Annotated in this window: 9 protein-coding genes; 1 reads left to right on the top strand and 8 read right to left on the bottom strand. The window is 72.9% G+C overall.

Features of this window, described 5'->3' with window-relative positions:
- Positions 1-5 precede the first annotated feature (5 nt).
- The 6 genes from ABD671_RS05730 to ABD671_RS05705 are packed head-to-tail and all read right to left on the bottom strand — an operon-like array spanning position 6 to position 6,837.
- Positions 6-1,211: a CDP-glycerol glycerophosphotransferase family protein gene (locus ABD671_RS05730; protein WP_344732299.1), complete on the bottom strand. Its 1,206-nt coding sequence runs from the start codon at positions 1,209-1,211 to the stop codon at positions 6-8.
- Entirely contained in the window at positions 1,208-2,317 is a 1,110-nt protein-coding gene (locus tag ABD671_RS05725) for an acyltransferase family protein (RefSeq protein ID WP_344732298.1), read from the bottom strand. Before ABD671_RS05725 ends, ABD671_RS05730 begins: the two co-directional genes overlap by 4 nt.
- Positions 2,302-3,339 carry a glycosyltransferase gene (locus ABD671_RS05720; protein ID WP_344732297.1) on the bottom strand — a complete coding sequence of 346 codons (1,038 nt, stop codon included), beginning with the start codon at positions 3,337-3,339 and terminating at the stop codon, positions 2,302-2,304. The genes ABD671_RS05725 and ABD671_RS05720 overlap by 16 nt, the downstream gene beginning before the upstream one ends.
- Positions 3,336-4,412 (bottom strand): WaaS/CpsH family glycosyltransferase, encoded by a 1,077-nt coding sequence (locus tag ABD671_RS05715; RefSeq protein ID WP_344732296.1) that lies wholly within the window; start codon positions 4,410-4,412, stop codon positions 3,336-3,338. Before ABD671_RS05715 ends, ABD671_RS05720 begins: the two co-directional genes overlap by 4 nt.
- Positions 4,409-5,557: an NAD-dependent epimerase/dehydratase family protein gene (locus ABD671_RS05710; protein ID WP_344732295.1), complete on the bottom strand. Its 1,149-nt coding sequence runs from the start codon at positions 5,555-5,557 to the stop codon at positions 4,409-4,411. Before ABD671_RS05710 ends, ABD671_RS05715 begins: the two co-directional genes overlap by 4 nt.
- A 59-nt stretch (positions 5,558-5,616) precedes the next feature.
- Positions 5,617-6,837, bottom strand: a complete 1,221-nt coding sequence (locus ABD671_RS05705; RefSeq protein WP_344732294.1) for a hypothetical protein — start codon at positions 6,835-6,837, stop codon at positions 5,617-5,619.
- Between the two features lie 95 nt (positions 6,838-6,932).
- Here ABD671_RS05705 and ABD671_RS05700 point away from each other — a divergent pair, with 95 nt between their 5' ends.
- On the top strand, positions 6,933-8,276 hold the full coding sequence (locus ABD671_RS05700; protein ID WP_344732293.1) for a hypothetical protein: 1,344 nt from the start codon (positions 6,933-6,935) through the stop codon (positions 8,274-8,276).
- 258 nt (positions 8,277-8,534) lie between these two features.
- Here the strand turns inward: ABD671_RS05700 and ABD671_RS05695 are convergent, their stop codons facing one another.
- Positions 8,535-9,197 carry a sugar transferase gene (locus ABD671_RS05695; RefSeq protein WP_344732292.1) on the bottom strand — a complete coding sequence of 221 codons (663 nt, stop codon included), beginning with the start codon at positions 9,195-9,197 and terminating at the stop codon, positions 8,535-8,537.
- Position 9,198: 1 nt separating this feature from the next.
- Positions 9,199-10,581 carry a hypothetical protein gene (locus tag ABD671_RS05690; protein ID WP_344732291.1) on the bottom strand — a complete coding sequence of 461 codons (1,383 nt, stop codon included), beginning with the start codon at positions 10,579-10,581 and terminating at the stop codon, positions 9,199-9,201.
- Positions 10,582-11,024 lie beyond the last annotated feature (443 nt).

Raw genomic sequence — 11,024 nt, 5'->3', positions numbered from 1 at the left:
TCTGCTCAGCGGGAGAGGCGCGCCGCCACCGGGAACGGGAGGGCGGCCAGGGCGTCGAGGACGCCGTCGGCCGATCCGCCGGCCGTGATGCCCTCGATGCCGAACCGCTCGCGGCTGCGCGCCCGCAGGGCGGCGCCAGGCCCGCGCGCCGCGTCGTCCCCGAGCACCTCGGCGACGAACTCCTCGGCCTCGGCGCGACCGGAGATCATCGGGCCGGGCAGGAAGTCGAGCGCGTCGTCGGGCTGGATGCCGCGCCCGGCGCGGTACTCCTCGGCGTCGGGGAAGATGAAGCCGATCGGCCGGTCGAGCAGCAGGTAGTCGGTCCACACGCTGGAGGCGTCGGAGACCAGCGCGTCGGCACCGCCGAGCAGTTCGTAGAGTGCCAGGCCGGCCGCCTCGAGGTCGGCGTCCCCGATCTGGACGGCGCCCGCGATCGTGCGCGCCGCGGCGTCCAACGGGTGGGCCTTGACCACGAAGGTGACCCCGTGCGCGGCGCACACCTCGGCGAGCAGCGCCCCGAGCTCCGCGACACCGGCGGCCTCGCCCCCGGCGACGTCGCTCCACCCGGCGCCCTCGTGGGCGCCGGTGCTGACCCGGAAGGTCGGCATCCACACGATCAGGGGTGTCTGCGGGTCGATCCCCAGGGCCTTCCAGCGCTCGGCGGCCACGGGACGCACGAGGGCGTCGACGCGCGGGTTGCCGACGACGGCGACCTCGGTACGCGGGTCGAGGTCGCTGAGACCGGCGTAGTAGTCGCCCCACACCCGGGCCCCAGAGACGAGCAGGTCGGCGGCCGGACCGCCCACGCGGCGCTCGGCGAGCAACGAACGCGGCATCACCTTCATGCCCGAGCCGTGCCAGACGTTGACGGTGGCCTTGCGCGGCACCCGTCGCGGCATCCCGAAGAGGCCGTGGGTGAAGAAGACGGCCTCGGCGGTCAGGTAGGCGATCACCCCCTGGCGGGAGTACCGCGGGAAGCCGTCGACCTCGACGCCCTGCGCGGCCCGGAAGGCGGCCGAGGGCGGGTCGAGCCAGACGATCCGGCCCTCGTAGCGGCGCTGGAGCGCCCGGACGAGCTCGACGACGTTGCCCTCGGTCGAGGGCACGCCGCACACCACCACGAGGCGGCGGCGGGGCGTGACCAGGCGTGCCCACCGCACCAGATGGGGCAGGGCGACGCGCAGCACCCAGGCGCGCAGGGACGCCGTCATCCGCCGACGACCTGCGGCGGAGAAGCCGGGGCGCGACCGCGATCGCGTCGGCCCCGGGCCCAGCGATGCACCGGACGCTCGATCCCGAACCAGCTGACCGCGGCCAACGGCACCGTCGCCACGATCGCGACGGCCGAGAAGGCCACCAGGCCCCACTCCCGCACGGGCGAGCCGGCCAGGATCTGCTCGATCGGGAAGCCGTAGATGTACATGCCGTAGGACAGGTCGTGGCGCAGCCGAGGACGACGCACCAGGACGCCGAGACCGACCAGCGCGAAGGCGACGAACGGGCCGACGAGGATGCGGTAGCCCGGGACGAAGGTCGCGCACAGCAGGATCGCGACGATCGCCAGCGCGACGGTGCGGGGTCGTACCCGCACCTTGTCGGCGACCACGAAGAGCGCCACCCCCGACATGTACATCAGGAAGAACCGGGCCGCGTCGAGCAGGATGCCGGGCACGAACACGTAGGCGATCAGCGCGAGGGTCTGGATCACCCACGCCGCGACCAGCGTGCCGACCATCAACCGCCGCTTGAGAAGCAGGCCGGTGAGGCCGAGCACCAGCACGCCGAGGTAGCAGAGGAACTCCCACTTCAGGGTCCACAGCGAGGCGTTCCAGTCCCCCGGCCACGGCACGCCGGTCGGCGTCCCGCCGATGCTGTTGTCGAACATCACCAGCGCCGCGTTCGAGACGAGGTACCGGACGCCGTCGACGACGCCGTAGCCCGGATCGAGCCGACCGGTGCGCACCAGCCCGGCGAGCGGACCGGCGATCAGCACGGTGAGGGCCAGGCACACCCAGAACGCCGGGAGCAGCCGCGCACACCGGGCGAGCAGGAAGGAGCGCGGGCGCGGGTCGGCGACCCAGCTGGCCGAGATCAGGAACCCCGAGAGCGCGAAGAAGCCGTCGACCGGCAGCTGCCCGAAGACCTGGTCGATGGCCAGCGAGGCGTCCATGGTGCCGTGGATGACGACGTCGGCGTGCCGCACGATGACCGCCGAGGCGAGCACGAGGCGGATGGCGTTGAGGCTGTTCCCCGGGCGGGCGAACAGCTCGGCGAGCGTGGGCTCCTCAGAGCGGGTGGGGGTCATCGCGGTCGACATAGCTCCCTCATCCTGCGGGCCGTGGCGGCCCACGTCTCGTCGGGACCGGGGGTGAGCCGGGCGAGGTCGGCGGCGAGCGCCCGGCCGATGCCGGCGGCGAGATCGGTCGGGGTCGGCTCGACGCCGATGACCCGGTCGCCGTGGATCTCCACGAGCCCGCCGTCGTCGGTGACCACGCACGGGATGCCGAAGAAGTTGGCCTCGGCGACCGGCAGGCCGAACCCCTCGTCGGTCGAGGCCATCACGACGCACGCCGCGTGCGCGACGAGCGAGCGGTAGCGGTCGTCCTCGACGAAGCCCGGCAGGTGCAGCCGCTCACCGAGCGCCCGGCCGCCGGGGCTCTCGCGCAGCCCGTCGGCGACCTCGCCCCGCGCCCCGAGGACGACGAGGTCGTGCCCGGCGAGGTCCGCGGCGCCCGCGAGCGCGTCGATCACGAGCCCGGGGCGCTTGTTGACGAAGTGCCCGAAGGTCAGCACGTAGGGCCGTGCGATCTCGGCGGGCGCCGGCGTCCCCCAGTGCCGCGCGGCGTCGCGTCCGTTCGGGACGAGCGCCGTGCGGGCGCCGGGCACGAACCGCCGGGTCTCGGCGTCGGTCTTCTCCGAGATCACCGCGACCGCGCCGCTGTGGGCCACCGACCACTCCCAGGAACGCCGGTAGGCGAGCACCGCTCGCGAGTACTCCTCGGGACGACGGCGGTGCCGCCAGTCGTGCACCGTGCACACGCGCCGGTCCCGCGGCATCAGCGGGCTCACCACGCTGCTCAGGGAGATGAGGGCGTCGACGCGGTGGCGTCGCGCCAACCGGCCGGCGTCCCACCACTGGCCGAGGATGCGCGAGCGGGTGCCCTCCGGGCGCAGGTGCACCGTCGCCCGGTCGGCCAGCGGAGCCAGGTAGTCGTAGCCGACGACGTGCAGCTCGTCGTCGGGGTAGGTCTCGATCCAGGCCCGCAGCAGTTCGTCGGTGTACATGCGCATGCCGCCGGAGGACGGCGGAGCGCCGAGCGCGTCGATGAGGATCCTCATCGCGACCCCGCCGGCAGCAGCTCGAGGAAGCGCGCCACCCACCGGTCCAGGCCGTAGGGCCGGATCGCCTCCGACGGGGGCATCGTCGGGTCGGCCACGAAGGCGCGGACGACGTCGAGGTCCCAGCCGGTGGGGTCGGGATCGAGCACGAGGATCCAGCGGGGGTCGAAGAAGTCCTCGTCGCGCACGCGGTGGTTGGTGGTGATCAGCTTCGTGCCGCTGGCCAGCACCTCGAAGGTACGCATGGTCAGCCCGACCTGGCCGGTGCGGGGCACGTCGATGACCGCGCGGGCGGCGGCGAAGGACCGGGCGACGTCGGCCCGGCTGCGCTTGGTGAAGGAGACGTCCGACCACGGGATGGTGCGGATGTCGCGCTGGCGCAGCCAGGTGTAGGCGTGATGCCACCGGGCCGGGGAGAAGAAGAAGTAGTCGTGCCGCTCTCCCGCCGGCGCGAGCCGCCGGCACACGTCGTAGCGGCCCGAGTGCACGGTGCCGACGAACCCGAGGTCGTAGGGCCGCTCGGCGAGCGGCACGCCCGGGGCGAACTCGGAGGTGAAGAACAGCGGCAGGTAGCCCAGTGTCGGGCCGCTCCCGTCCGCCGATCCGCCGTCCGTGCCCGGCCTGATCTGCCGGGTGCGGTAGCGCTCGACGTCGTCGCGATCGAAGGTGAGGGCGACGTCGGCGATCTCGACGAACATCTCCCCGCGCGGGGAGTTGGCGAAGGAGTCGTAGGCGTAGAAGACGACGACCAGGCCGGGGTTGGCCGCGCGCAGCTCGGCGACGAACCACGCGGGCACCACCTCGCCCTTGACGATGATCAGCTCGTCGACGCGGCGTCCGGCCAGCGCGGCGAGCTGGCGCCGGTAGTGGCGCCGGATCAGCACCCCGATGAGGGCCGGCCGGATGCGGGTGGCCGCCTTGACCCACGAGCTGTTGCTGGGCCGCTCGTCGATGACGGTGATGTCGGCACCGGCGTCGACGAACGCGGCGGCGATGGCCTCCTCGTAGCCGAAGAAGCTCGGCGTGACGAGGACGACGTGCGGGCGATCGGTCGGCGCGGACGCGGCGCTCACGCACCGCCCCCGGGCATGAGACCGCGCGAGCGCATCTCGCCGAGGGATCGCTCGTAGTCGCCGACCGTGCCGGCCTCCTCGGCCCGCGCCCACTCGGCGAACGCGGCGACGCCGGCTGCGAAGTCGACCTGGGGGGTGAAGCCGAGGTCGGCCCGGATGCGGGTGAGGTCGGCCCAGTTGTGGCGGATGTCGCCGAGCCGGTACTCGCCGGTGACCCGGTAGTCGGCCTCGACGCCCCAGGTGGCGGCCAGCGTGCGCACGACCTCGAGGACGTCGACGGCCCGGCCGGTGCCCACGTTGTAGACCCGGCTGCCGGGCAGGTCGCTGCCGATCGCCAGCCGGGTGGCCTCGACGACGTCGGAGACGAAGACGAAGTCGCGCGACTCCCGACCGTCCTCGAAGACGTTGATCGCCGCACCGCTGCGCAGCAGCGTGGTGAAGATCGACAGGATGCCGGTGTAGGGGTTGCTCAGCGACTGCCCCGGGCCGAACACGTTCTGGTAGCGCAGGCCGACGGCCGGGATGCCGAGCGCCTCGCCGATGCTCAGCACGAGCTGCTCCTGGGTCGACTTGGTGATGCCGTAGACCGAGGAGGGGTGGATGCGGGAGTCCTCGTCGGTGGCGGTGGCCTGCAACGGCGTCCCGTCGGCGGCCAACGGCTCGAAGCGACCGGCGTTGAGGTCCTCGACCCGACGGGCGCCCGGGTAGTGGACGCCGCCGTCGGCGTCGAGGTAGCGGCCCTCGCCGTAGATCGAGCGGGAGGAGGCGACGACCAGACGCGAGACCTGGTGCGAGGTGTTGGTGAGCAGGTCGAGCAGGCGTGCCGTGCCGACGACGTTGACGTCGGTGTAGCGGGCGGCCTCGTACATCGACTGGCCGGTGCCGGTCTCGGCGGCGAGGTGGACGATCACGTCGTGGCCGTCGTAGGCGCGGGTCCACGCCTCGGCGTCGCGGACGTCGCCGCGCACGAACGCGGCACCGCCGAGGGCGGCCACGACGTCCTCGTCGGAGCGGTCGGCGCCGTGCACCTGGGGCAGCAGGTTGTCCAGCACCGTCACCTCGCTCCCCTGGGCGAGCAGTGCGCGGGTGAGATGGGTGCCGATGAAGCCGGCACCTCCGGTGATCAGGACACGGCGGGCGGACATGGTTCTCCTCGGGGAGGTCGAAGGGATGCGGAGGAGGCCGGGGAGGGCGTGGAACGACGTCAGGACGACGGTGTCGCGACGGGGGTCGGGGTGGCCGGCGTGGAGCGGTCGCGGCCGAGCGGCAGCCAGAGGAACAGCCAGCAGAAGGTGCAGTAGGCGATGGACGCCGAGGCGACCGGCCAGGCGACCTGGGCCGGGGTGCCGAGGGGGTGGAGCGCGACCGCGACGCCGAGTCCGACCAGGGTGGCCAGGAAACGTGCCCAGCCCACCGCACGCGAACGCGACTCGGCCCGCAGGTAGCCCGCCGGCGGGATGACCGCCATGAGGGAGGTGTGGTTGATCGCGAAGCCGAGGATGGCCGCCCAGGTGAGGGCGCCGAAGGCCGGCAGCACCGCGCTGTAGATCGGGGTGCGGGTCATCGCCAGGATCGTGGTGCAGGAGACGAAGACGACGACCACGCCGCCGAAGAAGATCTGCAGACCGCGTCGGTCGAGACGCCCCGACGCGGCGCGGGAGTAGAGGAGCCGGCGGATCGCGAGCCCGAGCACGGTGATGGGGCCGAGGAGCGTCAGCGCCATGCGGGCGTCGGCCGCGGCGCCCGAGGTCGCCGACCGGGCGAGCGCGAGGGCCACGACGAGCGGGACGCCGGCCATGGCGGCGTCGAAGAGCAGCGGCACCGACTCGCGCCGGTCGCTCCACAGCACGTCGCGCGCACGCAGCGCCCAGGAGGTGCGCACCTTCTGGAGCACGAAGGCGGTCCACAGCACCGATCCCGACGCCCACCACACCGCCGGCAGCCAGGTGCGATCGAGGCCGGCGAACGCCGTGAGCGCCACCGCGGCGAGCTGGACGCCGAGCACGAGCAGGTCGCGCAGGTAGAAGGTCGTCGCGTCGGCGGCCGGCGTCCCGAACCGCAGGTAGTCCCACAGCACGTAGACCAGCGAGGTGATCGAGCACAGCAGCAGCGGGATGCTGTGCAGCCAGACCGCGAAACCGATCTCGATCGCCGCGATCGCCAGGGCGAGCACCCGCGCGCTGGCCATGCCGTCGGCCAGCGTGCGCTTGCCGACCATCACCCGCTCGACGCCGATGGCCTGCCCCAGACCGACGCAGAAGGCCGAGGCGGTGATCCACACGGCGTAGTCGTCGAAGGCGTCGCGCGGGAGCAGGATGCCGAAGAGGAACATCTGCACGAGCGTGCTGACCGAGGCGACCGCCTGGAGCAGCACGGCGCCCAGCGACGCTGAGACGCGAGGCAGCTGCGGCAGTGATCGACCCACGGCGCTCAGGGTAGTGCCCGCATCGGGGGCCGTCGCGCACATCCGAGGGTTCGGGACCGGCGTCCCGGGGGGTATCGATGCCGTAGCCTACGACCGTGCTCATCGCCGGCCCGTTCGCGCTCGCCTGCCTGCTCTTCGCGATGTCGGACTGGAAGCGTCGACTGCCGTGGGCCCTGAGCATGAGCCTCGCGCTGCCGGTCACGCCGGCCGTCCCCGCCGGGGGTCAGTCGCTGCCGGCCTTCGTGGTCATCGCCCTCATCGCGGTCGTCGTCACCGGCATCTCGTGGCTGCGCGGGCGCGAGCAGCTCTTCGACTTCCCCGGGTCCACCCTGCTGGCGGTCTTCGTCGGCTGGTGCGTGGTCGTCACGCTCGCCGGCCCCACCTTCTTCGCCGGCATCCCCGTGCTCTCCAGCAGCGGCGGCATCGACGAGCAGGTGCTCAACCCCTCCCGCTTGGACTACACCCTCTCCAACGCGGCCCAGGTGCTCTACCTGCTCGTCAACGCCCTGCTCATCTGCTACCTCGCCACCCGTTCGAAGCTCTCGCCCCACCTGCTGGCGCCGGGACTCGCGGGCGTGGCGTTCCTCAGCCTGTACCGCCTCGGCTCGGACAAGCTCGGCCTGCCCTTCCCGGCCGGCCAGATCGACCAGGGCAACTACGCCCTCATCGACGACCCGACCACCTACCGGCTCCGCGGGGTCTTCCCCGAGCCCTCGGGTCTGGGCATCTCCTCGGTGGTCACGATGGTCTACGCGATCCTCATGATCACCCAGACCCGCGGCCGGCTGCGCGCCTTCTACATCGCGATGCTCGCGGCCGCGACCACGAACTACTCCTTCGCCCACTCCGGCACCGGACTGGCCGGCGGCGTGGTCATGGCCCTGCTGCTGGTGGGCTACGCCACCTACCGCGCGGTCTCCGACGGTCGCTCGATGCTGCCCTTCGCGATCGGCAGCTGCGCGGCCATCGTCGTCCTGCTGCTGCTGCACCGCGAGGTCCACGACTTCGTGGTGGGCGGCGTGCAGAGCAAGCTCGGCACCGGCTCCTACCGTTCGCGCAGCACGGCCGACTCCTTCTCGCTGCGCCTGGGGCTGAAGACCTACGGCATCGGCGTCGGACTCGGCAGCAACCGGCCCTCGAGCCTGTGGCCCATGCTGTGGAGCTGCACCGGCTTCGTCGGACTGTTCAGCTTCCTCGCCCTCCTCGTCCGGGTGATCTCCTCGGCCGTGCCGGCCGCCCGCTGGCGGCCCATCGTGTTCGCCCTCATCGCCGAGGTGGTCTGCAAGACCTTCGCCGGGTCCACGATCGCCGACCCCGTGCTGATCATGTGTCTCGGACTCGCCGCCCACGCGGCCCTGCACCACCGTCCGGCCGTCGAGGTCGTGCCGCCTCGGGTCGTGAGGCGGCAGCGGATGGCCGCCGCGACGCCGTCCCTCTGACGACGGCCTCACCTCGGCCCGCCCCTCGACCCGGCCTCGACCCGGCCTCGGCCCGCCCCTCGACCCGGACTCGCCGTGTGCCCCGAGGGACTCGGTTCACGGTGCCCGGCATCCTCCCCTGCGGCCGCGACCCCGCGGATCGGCCCGGAGCAGCCCCGAGCAGCCCCGAGCAGCCCCGAGCAGCACAGCGCCCCCACGACCGAGGGTCGTGGGGGCGCTGCCGGGGGTTCTGGGAGGGCGGGTCGGTGACCGGGGCGGTCAGTACGCACCCTTCTGCAGGACGACGGCGACCGGCGTCTTGGCCAGCACCGCGACGTCGAGCATCGGGGTCCAGTTGCGCACGTACTCGTCGTCGAGGGCGTGGGCCTCGTCGGCGGCCAGGTCGCTGCGACCGCTGATCTGCCACAGGCCGGTGATCCCGGGCCGGACCAGCAGACGCCGCCACACCTTCTCGGTGTAGCTGGCGACCTCGGCCGGGGTCTGGGGACGAGGACCGACGAGGTTCATGTCGCCCTTGAGGACGTTGAACAGCTGCGGGAGCTCGTCGAAGGAGGTCTTGCGCAGGAGCCCGCCGACGGTCGTGACGCGCGGGTCCTTGGCGAGCTTGAGGTAGCTGCCGGTGACCGCCATGCCCTGCTCGGCGAGCAGGGCCTGCAGCTCGGCGTCGGCGCCGATGCGCATGGTGCGGAACTTGTAGATCGTGAAGTGCCGGCCGTACTGCCCGACCCGCGTCTGCTTGTAGACGACCGGACCGGGGCTGGTGAGCTTGATCGCCACGGCGATGAGCAGCAGCAGCGGCAGGATCAGCAGCAGACCGGCCAGCGCGACGAGCCGGCCGATGGCCGAGAACACGGCACCGACGGCCCGGTGACGCACCGCGAACGGCGCGTCGGCGGGCAGCGGGAAGGTGGGCTTGGCCATCTCAGCCGCCGAGGAGGGAACCGACCAGGCCGGAGACCGGACCCGAGGAGCCGGTCGAGGAGCCCGAGCCGGAGCCGCCGCCGAGCTGGAGGCCGACGCCGCCGACGTTCACGCCGACACCGCCCGAGCCGACCGTGACGCCCACCGAGGGCGCACCCGGCACGTTGACGCCGACGCTCACGCCGCCGTCGGTGGGGGTGACCGAGACCAGCCCGCCGCCGCCGTTGCTCGAGGGCTTGTCGGGCGTCTCCGGCGTGCTCGGGGTGGACGGCGTCGACGGCGTCGACGGGGTCGAGGGGGTGCTCGGGGTCGACGGGGTGCTCGGCGTCGAGGGGGTCGACGGGGTGGAGCCGGCGGTGTTCTTCGGGCCCGCGGCCGTGTCGGTCACCGCAGGGGTGGCGACCGGGGTGGCCTTGCGGATGCCCGCCGGGATGACCACGGTGCGCTCGCGTCGCAGGTCGAGCTTCCCGATCGAGGCACCCGACAGGCTCGTCGGGAGGACGCCCTGGCGGGTGTCGCTGGTCAGCGCCTGCGGGAGGGTCGCCTTGGGGCCGTGGATGGTCAGCGCGCCGACGACGGCGGCCGCGCCGAGCACCGACACGCCGGCCAGCGCGGTGGGCTTGGCCGCCCGGGCCGCGGCGACGCTGACGGTCGAGACCAGCGGGGTGCGCTCGGCACGGGCGATGCCGCGGGTGCGCAGGTAGTCGGCGGCGTGCTCGCCGAGGACGCGACCCGCGAGCACCTCGCGCAGCGAGATGTCGAGGGTGAACATGGCGCGGACCAGGCCGAGGCAGGCGTCGCAGTGCCGGCCGTGCTCGCGCAGGCTGCGGCGCAGGTCGTTGTCGAGACGACCGGGGGCCTCGTGACGCAGGTAGCCGACGAGCTCCATGCAGCCGGCGTCGGTGCCCGCCTCGAGGCGGCGGGCGGTGAGCCGGCGCAGGAGGGCGCGCGCCGAGTGGAGCGCACGACGGGTGTCGATCTCGCCGATGCCGAGGATCGGGCCGATGGCGAGCGCCTGCTCCCCCTCGACCTCCTGGTGCCACAGAGCGGTCTGCCAGGCGTCGGCCATCGAGCGGAAGGAGTGCCAGATGGCGTCCCAGCCGGCGTCGCCGGTGACCCGGTCGGCGGCGATGTCCTCACCGCTGATCGCGGCCAGCCAGAGCATCCGCACGGGAGCGGTGATCGGCAGGTGACCGCTCACGGTCGCCGCGACCTCCGCCCACGACTCGTCGTAGGCGCGCGGGCCGACGGTGTCGGCGATGCCCTGGACGGCGGGCGCGTGCCGCGCCATCAGGGTCGAGAGCGCGCCGGCGTCGCCGGCTCGAGCGGCCGTCACGAGTGCGACGTCGCTGGCGTCATCCCAGACGACTCCCAGGTCGTCCATCTGACGAGCATCGAAAAGTGTCACTGCCGTCCCTCCACGGTCAGACATCCGGCCGGTCCCCATCGACCAGATCTATCTCCCGTCCCAACGAAACAGACCGTGAACAGTTACGGGCGATCCCGGAATGGTCTAGACACCGGGCTCGGACACCGCTCACGAGGTGCGACGCAGAGGAAGGGAGGGAGGTGACGGGGGGTGATCAGGTTCGATCGTGCGCAGTCTCCCAGAAACCGACCCCGGCGCGCATCCGAACGGCGCTCTTGGTTCGTGGTCGGCTCACGGTCGGCTCCTGGGCGGCTGCTGGGCGGCTGCTGGTCGGCTCGTGGTCGGCTCGTGGTCGGCTCGCTCGCGCGAGCAATCGGTGCACCGGCGTCGTACCGGGCCGCTCCTTCTGAGACCCGCCGAGAGGGACGCCGAGGCGAGCGGTAGCCTGCGCTCCGGCG

Origin of the sequence: Nocardioides fonticola (assembly GCF_039536805.1) — a bacterium.
Classification (GTDB): domain Bacteria; phylum Actinomycetota; class Actinomycetes; order Propionibacteriales; family Nocardioidaceae; genus Nocardioides; species Nocardioides fonticola.
Note: the sequence above shows the minus strand (reverse complement) of the source record. Positions and strands in the feature narration are given on the sequence as shown.